The sequence below is a fragment of the Shewanella maritima genome (assembly GCF_004295345.1).
Lineage (GTDB): Bacteria > Pseudomonadota > Gammaproteobacteria > Enterobacterales > Shewanellaceae > Shewanella > Shewanella maritima.
On the sequence record NZ_CP036200.1, the window covers coordinates 520,065 to 538,796 of the forward strand.

Genomic DNA, 18,732 nt, shown 5'->3' on the forward strand with positions numbered 1-18,732 from the left:
CAGTATCAAGGATGCTTTTCAATAAAACCTTTGATCAAGCCAATCACTTCTTCACTGGCATCTTCAAGAATATAGTGACCGCAATCAGCAAATTCATGGAACTCGGCGTAAGGCATGCGCTCTTGCCACTCGGCATAGAAATGCGCATCAAATACAAAGTCACGTAAACCAAAGCATACCAATGTTGGCGTTTGCTGGAACTGCTTTAAACTATCGCCAATCTCGGTAACCAAATCATAGTTGCGATGTTCAGGCTTTAGCGGAATATCTTGCACAAAGCGCAACGTCGAAATGCGGTTTTTCCAGTTATTAAATGGCGCGACATAAGCTTTGCGAGTCGCTTTATCCATAGGTTTACGTTTTACACCAACGTAAGATGCAATCGATGAAAACGCATTGAAACCGCGTACTAACGCTGTACCTAGCAAGGTATCACGACAAATCCATAACGCCCAAGGAAAAGGCTTTGATTTAGGTAGATGGAACGCTGCGGTATTGAGATAGACTAGACGCTTGATACGCTCTGGGTAACGAGCAGCAAAACCGGTACCGATCATTCCGCCCCAATCATGCACAACCAATGTGATGTTCTCTTTAACACCTAGGCTATCTAGCAGGGTTTCTAAATCGTCGATGCGCTGCTTTAACGTATAGTCATAATTGGCATCATCTGGTTTGTCAGACATACCACAACCAATGTGGTCTGGCACAATGCACTGATGATTTTCAGATAACGCACTCACTAAATTGCGGTAATAAAAGCTCCAGCTTGGGTTGCCGTGAACCATGACGACAGGCTCGCCCTCACCTTCGTTAAGGTAATGCATTTTATTGCCATTTAAGTCGAGGTAATTCTGCTTAAATGGCATCAGGTCTTGTAACATGACTTCCCTAAATCTTTATTGTTATTTCTATTGAAGTGGCTTACTTACCACTTAATGCCTAACATCATGCAGTTCAGACCACTGCCGATGCCAAGGAAGCTCACTTGATCGCCACGCTGAATAAATCCATTGTCGTGGGCTAAAGCAGCAGTAACCGGTAGTGACACTGTGCCCATATTGCCCAGCGATTCATAAGTCGGATACTCTTTACTGTGAGGAATATTAAGCGCGTTCAACACTTGCTTACGGTTAGACGCACCAACCTGATGACAAATAACCTTATCCACCTGCTCCACAACCCAATCACGCTGCGCTAAGAAGTGATCCCAAGTGTGCTTGGCAAGCTCAACGCCCTCTTTCAGTAAATTCACTGCATCGGTGCGCATAAACTCACGGTAAAGGTTGTGACCCGCTTCTTGCAGGCCCCATTGGCATAACTCGTGATGCTCTGGTGCAGATAAGTGACTTGCACCCAGTAGCTGATGCTGACGCTCAGTTTTCAGCGGCAATGAACCGTCGGTTAGCACCACGGCAACAGCGCCAGAGCCACCCGTTAAGGTTGCTAGTGACTGAGCAAAGTTTTGCATGGTTGGATCTTCAAGCATGCGATCGATTGTGGCATCAACGATATCTCGTGCTGATTCACACGACACCACCATGCCAGCTTTAATCTGTCCAAGCTCGATACGGTTAGCAATGTCCAAAATGCCAGATAACACGCCTAAACAAGCATTACTGATATCATAAATTGCCGTGTCTTTTGACACGCCAAGCTCAGCAGCAACGCGGCAAGCGGTAGCAGGCTCATGCTGATCACGACAAACGCCGGTATAAACTACCGCGCCTAGGTCGCTAACATTAATCCCAGTTTCATTCACGGCCTTACGAGCAGCAGCAATAGCACCGTCAGATAGACGATGCCCTTTTGGCCACCAGCGGCGCTCTTTGATACCCGTTAGCGCAGCAAGCTGCCCCATAGGAATGCGAAACTTCTGATAAAGTGGAGCAAGACGGTTTTCAAGATCAAGACTTGATACCACTTGCGGCGCTAGCTCATACGCTAGGCTGTTGATAAAAACGCGGGAGTATTTCATTAAACCGTAATTTTCGCTTAACTTTTGACCGCTTTAACAGCGGCTTTTATTAGTGTTATTTCAATAACCGGCCATTTGAACAAGATTAACCACAATATTCAATCAAAAACGGTATAAACACTGTGTTATTTGGTATATTTTTTCATTTTTGCTTACTCAAACAGCGGCTACGCCCCCTCGAGTCAACAAGAGTTGATAAGAATAAAGCAACAGAAACAGCAGCTTAAGGTGAAAGATACGCCTAGTAGTCTTAACGACTCATTTTTTGCGCTTGAATAAGCGTATTTCGGGGTGTGATCTGCTCTGAACAAAAAAGCGACACAGTTACCTGATAACCATGCTCTTCCATGTAGCAGCAACGGTCTAACACCAAATACTGCTCTAATGCCTTTCTAAATAAATGAGCGATCAAATCGATACGGCGCGTTAATCGCTGTCGCTGCAGACCAAGTTTAAGATAATGCTGCCAATCAACACGCTCAGGTAAGGCAACAGACTTTACCTTTGCCGCCCACTGACAAAAGTCACTAAACTCGCCACTTAACTGACTGCGCTTAACACTGGGAATAGGAAGGTAGTCATCGCAGTCTCTTGCGTCGCGCTGCAAGCTATCAAAGGCCAAACGCCAGGCAATCTCTTGATGACGTAACTGTTGCTGCTTAGGGTTAGCAATCACGCTTTGTTGCAGCGGCAGCTGTAAGTCATGTTTTGACAAAATAAACTTTGCTTGCTTAGCAATAGCAGACAAAGGCTGATAATTGGCATTGCGGATCAAATGATAACAACAGGGCGAGATAGACACAGCCTGGGTGTTGGCATCAACGGCGTGATGCAGCAGCTCAACGTGTAAGTCACCACAGGCATGCAGAGCTACCGCATGCTGCTTGGCTTTAAGCGGGTTAGCATCAAGAGCGAACACATCGGCGCAGCTAAACGTTTGCGATAATTGCCATTTATCAGCAAAGGCCTGACCTTGCTCGCAAAGCTGCGCTTGCCACTCAAGACTATGAACTGGTTTGTCGGTTACCTTAGCGAGCAAACGTCCGAGGTGCCCTTTACCTGCGCACCATTCGAACATACTTTCAACTTGTGCGCTTGAGCTGGGCTGTTGACTCGCTTGCAGATTCGCTTGCTGACCGACTTGTCGACTGCTTATTTGATTTGTTTGTGGATGGGCTTTTTGCTTGGTTTGTAGATAATAGCGGCTAGCGGTTACCTCACTTGCAAAGCGAGTAATTTGCTGCCACTTACGCCCTTTTATCCCAGCACTAAAATGACTTAGCTCACTTTCGTTAATAGCAAGATCGCCCTCATTCGCGGACGGCACGCTATCAACAGGTGCACTATCAGCAAACGCGTACAAGCTGTTATCGTCACCATTAGCTGCAGCGCCTTGCACAAGCAGCTTACTCAGTGCTAATTGCTCAGCATTTGTTAGCGCGACATCTTGAGCTAATGCAGGTAGAAAGTACTCAACCAAGGCTGCTTGGTCTACATCTAGCTCATCAATGTCATCATCAGCAAGCTGCCAAACCTGTTTAGCTAACGTAGGGAACTCACTTTGCCATGGCAACTGCTTGGCTGAAAAAGCTTGTACTTGCCACAGATAAGCAAACCTTGCCAACACCTCATTTAACTCGGTTAAAGACTGTTGAAAATGGCTTGCCGTCATTTATGAAATACTCAAAATTAATCTGAATTAGATTGCTTTGTGAAGTTAGTGTCTGCCGACGTGCTAGCAGCAGCCTTGACGGTTTCAAGCGCAGATTTGTAACCCATACGCTTGCCTAACCAAACACCTAACCCTAAAGGCGCGAAAAATACCACTAATAAGAACAAGATGACATACAAAATCACACTTTTAATGGTGACAATGACTTTTTCAAATACCAAATCAACCGTTTTGGCTGACAGCACATCAAGCTCCTGCATCGCTGCAGCGCGCTCTGAGGCAATAATTTCTGCAATCGCTTGACGCTCAGTCACGATCATTAAACTCACGGCTTCACGCTCTTTACTAAGTTGCGCCAGTTTATCATCTGCCACTAGGCTTAACTCATTGACTAAGGGCGTTAACTCAACGCGCAAATCAGCGGCAAGCTGATGCATCATTTCAGGTGAGTTTTCCATTAGGGTTTGAAAACGCTTTGCCGTTTCGCTCATATTATTAAGCGCGATTTCAATATCTTCTGGGCCAACTTCTGCATACAGCGCATACAGCTCAGCCTTCCAGCCCAAAATCTTTGGCATTTGTTCTGTGGTCATCGCCATACGATCAGACATATCACTCATTACTTCTGGCATGGTGCCAAAGGTGGTGACTGCTTCAAATTCATTGATATTGCTGTAACTTAACCATTCATCAAAGGCTGATACCCGGCTAAAGCTAAAGTCATTGATGGGGTTGGCTGCAACGTATTGCTTTACAAATTCATAGTTACGTTCAAAGCGAGAATTATTAATAAAGCCTTTGATGGTCTTGGCGAATTGATCGGCAAGTGCACGGCTGGCATCGATAGCAAATTGCTGCTGCTCACCAAAAGCCTGACTGCCGTTGCCGGTTGCGAAAAACTGGTGCATTTGTTCGGTAAACACCCAAGTATCGACCATTGCTGCAACGGGCGCAGCCTGAAAAATCGCCCGCTGCACATTCTGCTCAGCGTTGATCTTCCACATAAGCGTGTTGGCGATAACTTGTTTGTCATCAGTGTTAGCAGCAATCATGTCTGCCGTTGTTTCAACTTGAGTATAAAAACGGTAGCTAAACTCACGGGAGAACAGGCGCATGTTGAGTTGCTCCTGGGTCAGCGGCTCTACTCCACTTTCCAATTTCACCTCTAACAGCGAACAGCCCGATACGCTAACCAGCAGCGCCAAAGCCAACCACAAACTCATGCAGCGATCTTTTATCAGTACCAAAGCTGAAAACGGTCTAGCATTCATGATACTCTCCCCCGAACTTGCAACATACTAGTAAGTATAACAAAGCAACTTATCAACTTGTTTGCAGCATTTCACTCAAACAGATAGCATTTCACAGTGACGTGGTAACAAGCTGAATTTAAACAAATAATAATTAAATCACCCTAAGCACTCCGCTGTATATTGTCTAGCAATATATTAAGCGTAATCACTATATTTTGGCTTGGTAAGTGATGGTCAATACTGACTCATTAATGCTAATGATCAGTTTTACAGTCAAGGATAGAACAAGATGCAATCACCCTGCGTTGCCCGCTGCGGCCTGAATGACGACGATTATTGTATGGGTTGTTACCGCCACATAGATGAAATTGTTGCCTGGTCAAAAGCTAACGATGACTACAAGCAACAAGTAATTGATAACTTAGCCGCGCGAAAGCAGCAATTTGAAGGCGAAGCAAACACGGGCACCTTAACTCGAGATAAATGGTTAGCTGCCGAGGCAAAAATAACTAGCTAACTCATTACGGCTAGTTTGACGCAGCCTAGATGACACCAAGCAACACTTAACCAATTTGGTGCTTATCGATGCGATACAAAAACGCTTTGTAACCCATGTTGAGGAATTTTGCAGCCTGAGTGCGATTACCGCCAAACTTATCGAGCGCCTGAGCCAAACAGTTTTTCTCAAACGCTTCCCAATCTAGACCATTATCTGGCAAGCAAAATGCACTCGGGTCATCTGCCTGACTACTAAATGTAGGCGATTCAGTTAACTCGCCGACTAACTCTTGCTCATCACCCAGTAAGGTATAACGCTCTAATCGATTGGCAAGCTCACGTACATTACCTGGCCATGAGTAATCAAGCAGCGCTTTAAGGGTTGCAGGCGATAACGGCTCACACTCCACTTGATAGTGCTTTTGATGCAAACGCATAAAGTGCTCAATAAGTCTGCCAATATCTTCCTGACGCTCCCTTAAAGGCGGCATGGTAATTGGCACCACGTTCAAACGATAAAATAAGTCCTCACGAAAGCGCCCCTGTGCTACTTCTTGCTTTAAATCTCTGTGAGTCGCAGCAATTACGCGCACATCAAGCTTAATGTCTTGATGGCTGCCCAAACGGCAAATCACGCCTTCTTGTAAAAATCGCAGTAGCTTAGATTGCTGCAGCAATGGCAACTCTGCTATTTCATCGAGAAACACCGTGCCCTGCTCTGCGGCCTCTAGCTTGCCAACCTTAGTAGTAGTCGCGCCAGTAAACGCACCTTTTTCTGCGCCAAATAATTCAGCTTCAGCCAGCGTTTCAGGAATTGCCCCACAGTTAATCGCAATAAAGGGTTGATGTTGACGGCTAGAAAGCTGATGCAGCGCCCGCGCAGCTAATTCTTTACCTGTGCCGCTTTCACCGCCAATCAGTACTGTGGCATCGGTCGCCCCAACGCGCTTTAGGCGCTGATACACCTGCTGCATGCAAGGCGCTTTACCCACAAGCCCCACCAGCGCTTGCTGCTCCGATAACGCAGCTTCTAAATTGCGGTTACGCTTTTTAAGCTGACACGCCTTGGCGACTTTATCTAGCGACATCAAAAGTGCCTGCCGTTGGTACGGTTTAGTGAGATAATCATCAGCCCCAGCTTGCATGGCATCAACTGCATGGGTAATGGTGCCGTAGGCAGTGGCAATAATAAATCCGCAGTCGCTGTGGTTACGGCGCACATAGTTAAGCAAGTCCATGCCACTTAGCTCACCGAGCTTCCAGTCTGAAAAAATAATATCAGGCTCACTTTGCTTTATTTGTACTATCGCCGCTTCAACACAATCTGCACTGCTTAGCAGATAATCTTGATCTTGTAATACCTTTAGGATCAATTCGCGCTGAGCGGGATCGTCCTCAACCACCAACAGCTTTAACTTCTCATTCGCCATTATGATTCTCCTTGTTGCTCAGCTTGGTGCGTGTCGTCGCGAACGTCATTGCTAACGTCATTGATAGCAAAACAAAGCTTGGCCTCACAGCCACCAAGGTCACGATTATGAATTTCAATATCACCTTGATAATGACTAACTATCAAGCGTTTAGCCATATAAAGCCCCATACCAGAACCTTCCGCTTTACTGCTTACATGTGGCTCAAACAATTTATCGCTGATACTGGCATCTATGCCTGGGCCATTATCTACCACTTGAATACACCAGGCGTTAGCTTGCTGATTTGAGGTGATGTTGATTTGTTTGGTTTGAGATTGCTGCGCTTGAGGTTGCATAGTTTGAGATTGCAGCGCTTCGAGCGCATTGACGATCACTGCATGCAATATGGCGCGCACTTCAGTTTCAGCACCTTGTATCAACATTGGCTGTGAGCTATTAGCTAGCGCAATTTTTACATCAGCCGCTGTCATGGTTAACTCCAGCAAAATATCTTGCAGCACTAAATTCAAATCAATGATGACAGAGCGGTCAACCTGAGTGTTGGCAAGCATTAACAACGACTGAATATTCTTATCCATCACCTGCATTTTTTGCCTAACGAGCTGTGCATTGCGTTGCCGCTCATCAACATCATCTGCAAATGCCGACTGCTCAGCCAGCAAGCCTATGGTATGCAGCGGATTTCGCAAACTGTGGGCAATACCTTTTGCCACCTGACCGATATCTGCAAGGTGTTGGCGCTCGGTGACCGACTGCATTTGGCTTTGCCAGTCCTTGAGCTTCACACTCATATTATTAAAGCCTTGCAGAATACGTTTAAGCTCACTTACCCCACTTGGTTTAATCTGCGCACCAAATTCGCCCTTACCGACTTTGGCAAACCCTTGATGCAGATGACTCAGCGGCTTAGTCACCACATACGCAATCCAGTACGCCAGCGCCAACGTCAATACACTTGACGCAATAATCAACAGCATTAGCGAGTCATTGAATTTTTGCAGCGCGTTATTCGCGCCCTGACTTTGCACATTAAAAGTTTGGCTATGGACTTGATTGCCATCGTCTAACTCTTTCACTATCACTACGCCATCATCAAGCCAGTTATCTGTATCTAAGGTTAAACTGGCAACGACTTGCTCAACCTGCTGTTGATAAGCTTTAGCCGCCGTTTTTTGCTCTTCAATCAAAGCTTGTTTTTCCCTAATAAGCGTGACTTTTTCATGCTCTAAAAGCTGCTTTACCTGCTGATTAATTTGCGCATTAAGTTTGGCCATTTGCTGTTGTTTTTCATGTTCAGATAGATCGTTTTCTTCAGTGGCGACGGCAATAAACTGCTCGGTCAATTCTTCAATCTGCATTTCAACTTGCTGGGAAATATCATCCACCAGCACGTTAATATCACCTGTGTGTTTATCATAAAAAACTCGCTTAACTTGCTCGTCATCAACATGCAGTAGTTCAATGTCGAGATCGGCAATTTGCTCCGGCGTTAGCCCTTTGAGTACGTCACCGTCAAGAATATCACCTTCTAAAAAGCCATCACCTAACCGCTGCTCGACCAAGGCAATAGCCTGCTCAAGCTGCTGCTCGGCATGACGCTGTGCTTTGGCTTTGGCTTCGGCATTAACCGCTTGCTGCTGCGTTTTACTCTCAATGATGACGGGTTGCTGCTCAGTATTTATAGACTTTGGCGGGTGCGGCTGTTTTGGGGCGAGCTGTTGCAATTCATCAGCAGTTTGTTTTAACTGCTCATGCTCGCGATTAATCTGCTTAAACGCGACACTGACAATATCTTGCGACAAGCTTTTAGAGCTTTGCTGTAACTCAGTTTGTAACTCGGCCTTTAAATAATGCATCAACCCTACCTGGCTCACCCCAAGGATGATAATAAGGCCTGCAAACACGGCAAATAAGAACAAACGGATAGACATACTTTCTCCAAAACAGGGCTATTAAGTCATAGCTCGATTAGTTACCCATGATTCAACACTAGATCTGTACACTGCAGTCGAGATAACACCCGAAAGACTCAGTGAACGCTTACGCTTTCCATCAAAGCCAGTGCTTACTTAGAGCTATTGTTCTATGTACAGCGATAACAAGTTTCATACCAGTGTGGCTTGCCTATGCGAGTACCTGACTCGTCACGCTATTCATCAATACAAAATCCATATCGAGTACTGGAAAATTCCAATAAAAACCAATAACTAATCTTTAGCTAGCTAATGGTAGATAAGTAACATACCAAGCAATTGAGTTTAAATCTCGCCTAGGTTAGACAAACCCTTGGCTCAAGTATTTTCCTATATGCGCAAACGACTTCCCCATATGGGGAAATTTAGTTTAACCCGACCAAGGGGTTGAAGCTCACACTTTAAGTTAACCCATTAATTAATATGGATATTAACGTCTTGGCACGCCCTTCGCTATACCTCTTACAACATCTGATAATCAGCTGAAATGTGTAAACACTGAGCTGTGACCAGAAGCCGCTAAAGCAAACGTCTTTAGCAATGCTTGAACATTTGCGAGCAAACTCATCGCTATCGACAGTTGAATTTGATTAATTAAAGGGAATCATTATGCAAAACACGACTAATAAAACATTTCGCCCAACTCTACTCGCCTGTGCTGCAGGTGCGCTATTTATGGGAGTGGCGGCATTTAGCAGCAGTAATCTTGCCAACGCTAAAGTCAGCGAGGCTGCAATTGAACATGCCGCCAGTCATACTGTTGATGATAGCGAGCGCTCGAGTATCAGCATAAGCATTAATCAAGACAGCAACGAGATAGTTCACGCTGACGTTACGGTTGATGGTGAAAACTACCAATACGATTTCACGGCTGATGAAATCAAAGACAAACAGGCACTTAAAGCAAAGCTATCTGAACTTCCAACTAAAGCGCAAAAGACGCTCATGTCTGCGCTAAGTGGCATTGATAAAGGTCATAAAGTCGCCTTTATTAAAAAGGTTCAACTATCTGAAAAAGAGAAGAAAAAGCTTGAGGGCTTAAAGCAACAGCTTGAAGCAAAGACTGCGCAGATTGAAAAAAAGGTCAAACTGATTGAAATCGACACCTCCAAACTAGAAGGTAAGCAATCCAAAATGGAAGCGTTAGCCAAAGAGATGGAAAAACTTGGCCTTGAGTTTGAATCGCTTGCTGACCATCAAGTCGCCGAAATCGAGATTGAAGTAGACCAACTTACTGATGGCTTAGATGACATCGTTGAACAAATTGTCGAGCTAGAAACTAAAGGGTTACATGTCATCAGCGACAAGCCGCATGTATTCACCTCGAACCTGGATGACGAGCGCGTATTTATCATCAACGGAGAAGATGGTGACGCAGCTGAGCAAATTCAGCGACTGATAGAAACTGTAGAGCTTTCAGATGAGCAAAAGCAGAAATTAAAGCAATTGTTGAACTAGCCTTAGCGTAGTAACCTAATGCAAGCCAAGGGCTAGATATGGTTGTACTAGCCCTAATTTTTAAAACTGCCGCACATAACTCAGTTTCAGCAAGGCTAGCAAGCCAGTACTTGCTGTGAGCAAGAGCGCTTATCAATTGAGCTGCGCGTCAGATAAAATATCTTCCCAATAGTCGGCAATGGCATCAGCTAGTGTCTTTTGCGCATTTTCAGCTTCGGCGCTAAACGCCATAATGTGGCCTTTAATGTCATCGTCTAAACCAAACATCAGCATCAAAGCTGATTCATCTGCATCAGCGCGGCACACCTCATTAAACTCACGTATGGCCTGGTCAATTAAGCTAAAGTATTGCTTCACTCCAGCTCGATTATCTACATTATGCTGTGCATCAAAACCCGCACTTGCCACACTTTCTAGCTGGCTACACTGCATGTGGTAGGCAGTACTATGTAACGCAACATCAGTTGTGGCTAATGGCTGCAATTGCGGCCGCAGTCGCACAACCGTATTGCCTGTAACGGAATGGATATTTGTATGTGCTTGCTTTGCAAGCTTTGGTAATTTAAACGCTTTCGAGAACACCTGCTTACGACTAGATATATCGTAAATTTTAAGCGCACTATCAATCACTTTTGGCAATAACTTGCCTTCAAGCACGCAATAAATTGTTGCTCTATTTCTGCGGATGCCAATAAGGGTTTCGCTTGATGAATGATGATATTGCAGCGCGCAGCATTGTGGGTCTATTACTTCAACACTAACTTCAGCATTAATAGCCTTATTAGTGACAGGAATAGGCTCATCAACTGACTTAAAGAATTGTTTGATGAACTCATCAAAACCACATTGCCGCAATAAATAAGGACCACGCTCAGGCAGGCCAAAGAATTCATTCAAAAAAACCTTAGAATCGATATCACTCATGCTCACCTTTACCACAGTCAATTGCGCACTGTGGGCAAGGTAGCGCGATAGCTATTTCAAGACTTCCCTATGGTTCTTAGTAATAACGTAGTGGTGTTGGTCTTGTGGTAGCAGCTCTATAAAGGAAGTTGGTTTAGGGATGATTATTGGTGCTGGCTAATGCCCCAAACTAGGGATTGCGCAGAACTGAGCTAAGGTTTGGTTGTCCAGCGCTTTATTAGTTAGCTAGGTTTCAGATGCTTCTATCCATTGAGAGTATTCATGCTCCGAGTCAAAAATAATAAAATCATGAACAGAATCCCAAGCGATAGCACAAGCCTTGTTATGCGCTAGATCTTCGATAGTGGCACTAAGTGGTATGTTGCCAACAACAAACAACCGATTTTGAATGGTTTTAAAAGTGACATTTTTCATAGCAAGTGTTTCTTCGTTTGAAGAAAACGATACAACTTTATCTAGAAAAATATTCTCTGTAATCTCAGTCATTTATTCCTATCCATGAAAGTTAACGCCAAGGTAACAGGAGTTTATAGCTTGGCTAAAATAGAGGACGAAGTGAGATGAGCCTAGCTTTGGCTGTCCCGCTTCAAATGGTTGTTAGCGAATACCACTCTTCCCGAAATTTTCCAGTAAGACATATAAACTGTACAAGTAACTCAGGGGCTAAATAAAGGCTATTATTAGGGCAATAAGTTTGCTCTTGTTTTTAAAACAATGAACTATCGAGCATACCCAAAGATAAAATAGGGAAAATAGCGATAGCGTGAGAAGCAGCATTTCCAACATGTGCATCTCATCACCATCTAGACTCGAATCAGCTAAACGCGGATCGCCGATATAACCTAACAGTACAAAATATCCCCACATTGCAAGACTAAGAGCTATAAACAGAGACAGGGATTTAGAATTTAAGAAGTATTTCATCATGCTCACCAGTGCCCCGTTTTAACGGCTTATATTGCTTAACCATAATTTGCAAATTATCAGCAAATGCCAAGCGTTTTGCGTCCTTAGGAACTTACTTATTAGTAGCTTTTAGCAAATAAGCAACACTCTCTATTACCGTAAAACACCCAACTTAAGTTTTCGGGTACCAAATAGAAACAGAGGATGTCCGTAGACTGCTGAAAATGCTTAAAGCTAGCCCAGTTTAGATTTAACTCTGAATTAAGCCTTTTAGTTACACCTGTAGCTTTATAAACTCGCTCGAACGTCTCAAAAATAAACACCTTTTCATCAGTTTGATACTCACCAATAACTGAAAAGACTTCATGAAACTGCTCTTCCGAAATCCACTGGTCACCTCCAATAATTGGAAATTGCGATATCCTCCAATTTGGCGATAAGAAAGTTAACCCATTTTCATTATCGGTATCGAGTACTGACTTTAGGTCGTTAAATTGCATCAAAGTTTCCTAGGCTACCAACACAGTACTGAGGCGGGTTAAGCTTGGCTATACTTTTGTTGCGAAGTTGTACCTAGCTAAGCTTTAGCAATCGATGTACTTGTTACATTTCAATCTCTAAAAAACAATGAATGGTTTTCCCAAAGCAGACCATATTCCTGCCTTAATTGCTTCCCACTCTAATTTTGCTTCTGAACTTAAAGAACCCACTTCTTTTTCTGTTTGATCTAAATCCATAAACATAGAGCAACCGCCAGTTACGTATAAACCATCAGGGGTGGAGTGTGCAAAAACAAGAAACCTATTCCCTATTGTCGGTACTGGACCACCACAAGAATTTCTTTCTGTATATGTTTTTATAAAAACTGACCTCATTACATCTCGATTTTTCCAGACTTTTTGGACTTGCATTTCAGTTTTATAAAATGATGAGCTCCAGTCTCCAGGTGTTGTTTCGGTATTCAACGCTATACCTGTGAAAATCGCATCGTACTTTTTGAAGGTTTCCTCATAAGTTTTAGCTTCGCTAATACAACTGCATCCTAATGCAGTCAAAGGGCTTAGGCTAAGTATAAACGTTAGTAAAATAGTTCTAAACACTCACTGCCCTCCTTTGAAATACAACACCTGCTAGCGTTGAACAACACCACCATACTTAAAATCTTCCTCTAAATGCCAGAGCCCTATTTGTATGAAAATGGCCAAGCTTCAGACACCTTGTTAAGCAAATTGTTAGATGCTGTCCACTAGCTTGATGGGAATGTATCAAACACTGGAATACCCGTTGGTAACACAGCCCACTTGGGTGCTGATGCTGTAAAAATTGCCATTTTAGGTGACAAATGTTCGTCGGTATCAAATGATGGGCCGTTGATTGTGAAAAACTTACCAATCGTTATATCAGCACACACAGTTACACCACAGTCTGGGCAATAATGATTGTGAACATCTGCTCCAGAGCTACCTTTACGCGTGAAAACTTTGGTTTCTGCACCTGTAAATTTAAAATTATCGTGTGAATACCAGACACCAAACCACTTATCACCACCGGTGCGTTGTTGGCAATCTGTGCAATAACAGAACATTTGATTCATTGGCTCGCCAGTTACTTCGTAGCGAACTTTACCACATTGACACCCACCAGATTTAGTCATAATTTCCTCTATAAATCGCTATTCAAACTTAATTTAAAGATAGCACTGAGGCGATAGTTATGTGTACTACCAGTTTATGAGTCCCGAGGGGAAAATAATTATGGGTGGCCATGTTGTTTCGTGGTAAAGTTTGCGCAGCAAACCACAAGCTTGCGGCGCGTAGTTGGGTCCGAGTACAGCAATTTGTTAACCCTTACACAGATCGACTATGCCAAGGAGCAAAACTTACAAATTCACTTTTGCCTGGCTTTATTTCAATCAAGCCAATCTCCGACATAAACTCAATCCACTCGAACATTTGCAGGCCTATGTCATTCAACCGAATACCACACTCGTATGCAAAATACTCGTAAGCGGCATTAACACCAGACATGACATCTCCATTTGATAACACAACATCGGGAACTTCGTTATCATCTTCATCATCCCACCAGTCTTGAGCGTCTTGAACTACAAAAAACTCTATATAAGGATATGCATCCTCTAATTGATCAATACTCATCATGTACTGCCAATGTTCCCTGAGGACCACCTTTTCAGTTTCACTTTCTTCATAAATATAGAGTTGGCTTCTAGTCTTGCTTTGCCAATCCCAAAACTCTAACTTATGACATACCGCTCTGCTCTCAGCTGTTGCTAAGTGCCAAATTAAGTCGTAGTCTCGATAGCAGACATCCACATGTTCATTTTCGTCCCCAAGAGCTTTCTTCCATTCTTTGATGTCGTTTTCTTGCAAAATAAGACGAAATGCCTGTGAATCTAGCTTGCTGTTCGTGGGGACGTTAATTGTTGCAGTCTCTTGGTTTAGCGTAAGAATTTCTCTGCCCCAAGTGTTTTTTACGTACTCAGATATATTAAGAATTAAGAATTCTCCCGCTGATTCAATAAAAAGAACAAGATAAGTCGGCATTGGTTGTAAAAACCAATAGCGAAGGTGGTTAACCGATAATGATATTTTTACTTCCTCGCTTTTCTCATAGTCTTCTAATGAAATGGTTTTTGCCATTTTACCTTTCATTTGAAACCACACGAGAGCACTAGTCAGTTGTTCTTTCCCCGAAGAAAGTTTACGTGTAAGGTGCATTCCAATATCTCTAGCACCTCGATCATGTTCATAATTGATGAACTCTCCGTACTCAGAAGCAAATGCTCTGAATTTCTCCATATACTTTCTTTCAAAGGAGTCAGTCTCTCCCACTACGATCACGTCTCTCTCCTTTAGGGGTTAACGCCTTACTAATGGGCGCATAAATGCTTGGCTAAAATTAGCGACGAAGGAGCACAAGCCAAGCGTTTTGCGTCCTTTTGAGTAACTTGTTAGGTATTCTTTGTACTTTGCCAAAAGATAACAACTGAAATGATAAACGAACTTACACTTAGAATTAATACGTTTTCTAAACCTTGTGGGGTATTTATATCCTCCAGAAAATTGTTACCTTTTACCATTGCTACCAACGTTAAAGTACCTATTAAAACTAGAGGGCTAATTATTCCAAAACAAATAGCGGATGTTATGCGAGATAATTTAGAAGCACATAGTTCGCAAAAAATCCAAGCCATAAAGCTAAAGATACTTGTCATTGCGACACCAATTAATGAAAGCATCAGAAACGCAGAGGGCCAATTTTGAAAAGGCACGTCTTTCAAATACAAAGTTATTGGCATAATTGGGAAAAGTAGAACACCAAACATTGCTAGTGCTGGAAATAGAACTAGCTTTAATGGAATGTATTTACCACCAATATAAGATTTCATACAAATTTTGAGGAATACTTAACAGCGTATTAGCGGGAATTACGATTTAATCCATTAACATTTCGCCAGAACTCAAACTGCTTCACGCTTTTTAATTAATATTTCCAATAACTTATCAACCAAATCTAGAAACAGCAATAGCATCTAGCGCTGGAGAAACCGAGAATTTACTTAACCGAGAATTACCTGATCTCGTTATGTAAATAGTGATAACTGAGTAACACTATAACAATGAGCAACCTAACAGTGTTTCATTTTGTAAACCGAGAATTTTGTCACTTACATAACGAGAAGCAATTAGCGCTGATTCTCGTCTCAAAATTAAACCTGTACAAAAACACAGCTACAACACGGTTATCGACTGGCAGCCAGATAACCATTAGCTACTGCGAGCTACCAGCACTCTTGCTCTTGCGAAGCAAATGAAACTCCAAGCAATGAAGCCCGAATGCTACTTCTTATTCATCATGGCTTTAAGATCAGCGAACGGATTGTAAGTTGCCGCTTCTTGCTTCACCTCAGTAGTGCTGCCATAGCGGATCAACTCTTCGTATTTTGAATGTTCATTGTCATGGCAATATAAGCACAACAACTCCCAGTTACTGCCGTCTGATGGGTTATTGTCGTGGTTATGATCTACATGGTGAACCGTTAGTTCACTTAAATTCTTGTGGGTGAACTCTCGGGTGCAGCGACCACAAATCCACGGGTATAGCTTAAGTGCTTGCTCACGGTAACCTTTCTCGCGTTTTGCTTTGTACTCAGCAGCTTCTGCCAATACTTTGTCGAGTTTGCTTTGATTCGCAGCCATAGTTTTTATTCCAATCTAAAAAATTACCCCAAGGATAACAGTGCGTATCCTTGGGGCAAGTAGTTGTTGAGTGTAGCTTGTGCGCCAATGGTGATTTTGCCTAACGAGTCTCACGCTCAATTACGCAAAACACTCGATTAGACCTACTCTGTCACTAACTCAGAGTTCGACAGGTGTAGATAATGCAAGTAGCGCTCATACTGATTCACAATGTCAGCAATAATCTGCTCTTCGGTATAACCCATCACGTCATATTGCTGGCCACCGTGTTCAAGGAATACTTCAACGCGGTAATAGTCTTGCTCAGAGTCGAACACTTCCATGTCCACACCATTCATATTGAATGCACGAATACGCAATCCGTACACAAAACGTGAAGTATCATCATTACCTAACACTAGGCGCACACGTTCATCCACCTGTACGATTTCAGCTTGCACACTCATTTCTTTGAACATATTACAAACCTTGCTTAACGCCGGTCTTGCTATGTCGTCGAGAAACTCTTGCGCTTGTGCGTGTGTAGGCTGACTGACTAACACCTCAATACGATCTTTGGCACTCATATTGGTCTTAGCAAACTGCACACTGGTGTTATGTAATTGCACACTATTGAGCTTAAGCCAGTCATCTTGCAGTGCCCGGTACAAGCCTAAGCACATCAGTAGCATGACAATCAAAAACGGTAATGCGCTGGCAATAGCAGCTGTTTGTAACGCTTGTAAGCCACCCGCTATAAGCAAAATTGACGCTACTACACCTTGTAGCACTGCCCAGAAAATACGTTGCCAAACTGGCGCACTTTCATCACCGCCTGATGACAAGTTATCAATGACTAGCGAGCCAGAATCTGATGACGTCACAAAGAAGGTAACCACCAGGCACAGGGCGATCACAGACAATAGGTTCGACATAGGCAAGTGTTCAAAGAACTTAAACAAAGCAACGGAAACGTCGGTCGAGACCGCATCAGCTAAGTAAGTCGCGCCATGATTCATGATGGCGTCAATGGCTGTGTTACCAAATACCGTCATCCACAAGAATGTGATTGATGATGGTACAAACAATATACCCACTAAGAATTCGCGGATAGTACGCCCACGACTAACACGGGCGATAAAGGTACCAACAAATGGCGACCATGACACCCACCAGCCCCAATAGAGTAGCGTCCAGCCACCAATCCAATCTTCTTTTTGATCGTACGCGTACAGGTTAAATGTCTTGCTCACAAGGTCGCTCAAATAGCCCCCTGTGTTTTGCACAAACGACTGCAGTAACGATACGGTAGGACCAAGTAAAAGAACCGCGACAAGCAATAAAATCGCTAAACCTAGGTTCAACTCGCTTAAGCGTTTAACACCTTTATCTAAACCTGAAAAAACCGACAAAGTAGCAATAGCTGTGATCACGACAATCAGTATCACTTGTACAGTGACATTGTTAGGTATGCTGCTAAATAGATAACTCAAACCTGAGTTGATTTGGAATACACCAAAACCAAGTGACGTTGCCACACCAAACATGGTGCCGATAACTGCAAAAGTATCTACAGCATGGCCTATTGGACCATAAATTTTATCACCAATGAGTGGGTAAAATGCTGAGCGAGGCAACAATGGCAGCTTATGGCGATAACTAAAATAGGCAAGGCTCAATGCGACAACAGCATAAATTGCCCAAGCATGCATCCCCCAGTGGAAGAAGGTGATTTTCATGGCATCTTTAGCTGCGGCTATTGACTCAGGCGTGGCATCCGGCGGCGCTAAGTAGTGCATCACAGGCTCGGCAACACCGAAGAACATCAAACCAATGCCCATACCGGCAGAAAACAGCATGGCAATCCAGCTTTTATAACTGTAGTCAGGCACAGCATGATCAGGGCCGAGTTTGATATCGCCAAAACGGCTAACCATAACGAAAATAATAAACAGGATAAAAATCGCGACACTTAAGATATAAAACCAGCCGGCTTTATGCTCAAACCAAGATTGGACTGACTTAAATGCTGTGCCAGCCTCTTGTGGCCAAACAGTGCTGACTAGCACCATCATTGCAATTATGAATACTGAAGAAAAAAATACAGGCGGGTTAATACTAGCCTTTGGCAAAATAACACTCCTTAGTTGGAGACCGTGCAGGAATTCAGCACCTTAGCAGATGCTAATCATCAGTGCGTATCCATCGTTTATCTTGAGAATACTTGAGCACTAGCCTGTTAAAGACAGGCGTCAAAACACGAAATTAACCATTAAGGCTAGCATATTTAGGCGAAGCATAGCTAACAAGTTATCTCTATGCGAACGTGGATCACACTTTCAAAAAATACTCCATCAGTTAACTGTCGGCCAACTAACCACAGGCCTCAAAGACTCATTTAATAGATAGCCAGTCATTGCAGTTCGAGTCTTTAAAAA

General features: G+C 43.4%; 17 protein-coding genes. 2 read left to right on the forward strand and 15 right to left on the reverse strand.

Going from position 1 to position 18,732, the window contains the following annotated elements; genetic code table 11:
- Window positions 1-5: 5 nt before the first annotated feature.
- The 4 genes from EXU30_RS02225 to EXU30_RS02240 form a co-directional block, all read right to left on the reverse strand.
- Window positions 6-884: an alpha/beta fold hydrolase gene (locus EXU30_RS02225; protein ID WP_130597612.1), complete on the reverse strand. Its 879-nt coding sequence runs from the start codon at window positions 882-884 to the stop codon at window positions 6-8.
- A gap of 44 nt (window positions 885-928) precedes the next feature.
- Entirely contained in the window at window positions 929-1,978 is a 1,050-nt protein-coding gene (locus tag EXU30_RS02230) for a 3-oxoacyl-ACP synthase III (protein ID WP_130597613.1), read from the reverse strand.
- 250 nt (window positions 1,979-2,228) lie between these two features.
- A complete protein-coding gene (locus tag EXU30_RS02235; RefSeq protein WP_130597614.1) occupies window positions 2,229-3,650 on the reverse strand; it encodes a methyltransferase in 1,422 nt (473 codons plus the stop codon).
- Window positions 3,651-3,667: 17 nt separating this feature from the next.
- Window positions 3,668-4,921 (reverse strand): chemotaxis protein, encoded by a 1,254-nt coding sequence (locus EXU30_RS02240; protein WP_242620297.1) that lies wholly within the window; start codon window positions 4,919-4,921, stop codon window positions 3,668-3,670.
- Between the two features lie 271 nt (window positions 4,922-5,192).
- Here EXU30_RS02240 and EXU30_RS02245 point away from each other — a divergent pair, with 271 nt between their 5' ends.
- Complete coding sequence (locus EXU30_RS02245; RefSeq protein WP_130597615.1) at window positions 5,193-5,420, forward strand: DUF1289 domain-containing protein; 228 nt, start codon at window positions 5,193-5,195, stop codon at window positions 5,418-5,420.
- Between the two features lie 46 nt (window positions 5,421-5,466).
- Here the strand turns inward: EXU30_RS02245 and EXU30_RS02250 are convergent, their stop codons facing one another.
- Window positions 5,467-6,831 carry a sigma-54-dependent transcriptional regulator gene (locus EXU30_RS02250; protein WP_130597616.1) on the reverse strand — a complete coding sequence of 455 codons (1,365 nt, stop codon included), beginning with the start codon at window positions 6,829-6,831 and terminating at the stop codon, window positions 5,467-5,469.
- Window positions 6,831-8,765 (reverse strand): sensor histidine kinase, encoded by a 1,935-nt coding sequence (locus EXU30_RS02255; protein WP_130597617.1) that lies wholly within the window; start codon window positions 8,763-8,765, stop codon window positions 6,831-6,833. The genes EXU30_RS02250 and EXU30_RS02255 overlap by 1 nt, the downstream gene beginning before the upstream one ends.
- Before the next feature lie 651 nt (window positions 8,766-9,416).
- On the opposite strand from EXU30_RS02255, the gene EXU30_RS02260 reads away from it, so the two are divergent.
- Window positions 9,417-10,265, forward strand: a complete 849-nt coding sequence (locus EXU30_RS02260; protein WP_130597618.1) for a hypothetical protein — start codon at window positions 9,417-9,419, stop codon at window positions 10,263-10,265.
- A gap of 132 nt (window positions 10,266-10,397) precedes the next feature.
- Here the strand turns inward: EXU30_RS02260 and EXU30_RS02265 are convergent, their stop codons facing one another.
- The 9 genes from EXU30_RS02265 to EXU30_RS02305 form a co-directional block, all read right to left on the reverse strand.
- Window positions 10,398-11,189, reverse strand: coding sequence for a hypothetical protein (locus tag EXU30_RS02265; RefSeq protein WP_130597619.1), 792 nt, complete (start codon window positions 11,187-11,189; stop codon window positions 10,398-10,400).
- 225 nt (window positions 11,190-11,414) lie between these two features.
- The gene (locus EXU30_RS02270) at window positions 11,415-11,675 is read right to left on the reverse strand and encodes a hypothetical protein (RefSeq protein ID WP_130597620.1); all 261 of its coding nucleotides are present in this window, start codon (window positions 11,673-11,675) and stop codon (window positions 11,415-11,417) included.
- Window positions 11,676-12,214: 539 nt separating this feature from the next.
- Window positions 12,215-12,595: a hypothetical protein gene (locus tag EXU30_RS02275; protein ID WP_130597621.1), complete on the reverse strand. Its 381-nt coding sequence runs from the start codon at window positions 12,593-12,595 to the stop codon at window positions 12,215-12,217.
- Window positions 12,596-12,712: 117 nt separating this feature from the next.
- A complete protein-coding gene (locus EXU30_RS02280) occupies window positions 12,713-13,195 on the reverse strand; it encodes a hypothetical protein (RefSeq protein ID WP_130597622.1) in 483 nt (160 codons plus the stop codon).
- 146 nt (window positions 13,196-13,341) lie between these two features.
- Window positions 13,342-13,749, reverse strand: a complete 408-nt coding sequence (locus EXU30_RS02285) for a GFA family protein (protein ID WP_130597623.1) — start codon at window positions 13,747-13,749, stop codon at window positions 13,342-13,344.
- A 193-nt stretch (window positions 13,750-13,942) separates the two neighbouring features.
- The gene (locus EXU30_RS02290; RefSeq protein WP_130597624.1) at window positions 13,943-14,914 is read right to left on the reverse strand and encodes a DUF4365 domain-containing protein; all 972 of its coding nucleotides are present in this window, start codon (window positions 14,912-14,914) and stop codon (window positions 13,943-13,945) included.
- Between the two features lie 152 nt (window positions 14,915-15,066).
- The gene (locus EXU30_RS02295; RefSeq protein ID WP_130597625.1) at window positions 15,067-15,504 is read right to left on the reverse strand and encodes a hypothetical protein; all 438 of its coding nucleotides are present in this window, start codon (window positions 15,502-15,504) and stop codon (window positions 15,067-15,069) included.
- Window positions 15,505-15,955: 451 nt separating this feature from the next.
- Window positions 15,956-16,315: a YajD family HNH nuclease gene (locus EXU30_RS02300; protein WP_130597626.1), complete on the reverse strand. Its 360-nt coding sequence runs from the start codon at window positions 16,313-16,315 to the stop codon at window positions 15,956-15,958.
- Window positions 16,316-16,458: 143 nt separating this feature from the next.
- Window positions 16,459-18,369, reverse strand: coding sequence for a BCCT family transporter (locus EXU30_RS02305; RefSeq protein WP_245335303.1), 1,911 nt, complete (start codon window positions 18,367-18,369; stop codon window positions 16,459-16,461).
- Window positions 18,370-18,732: the final 363 nt, after the last annotated feature.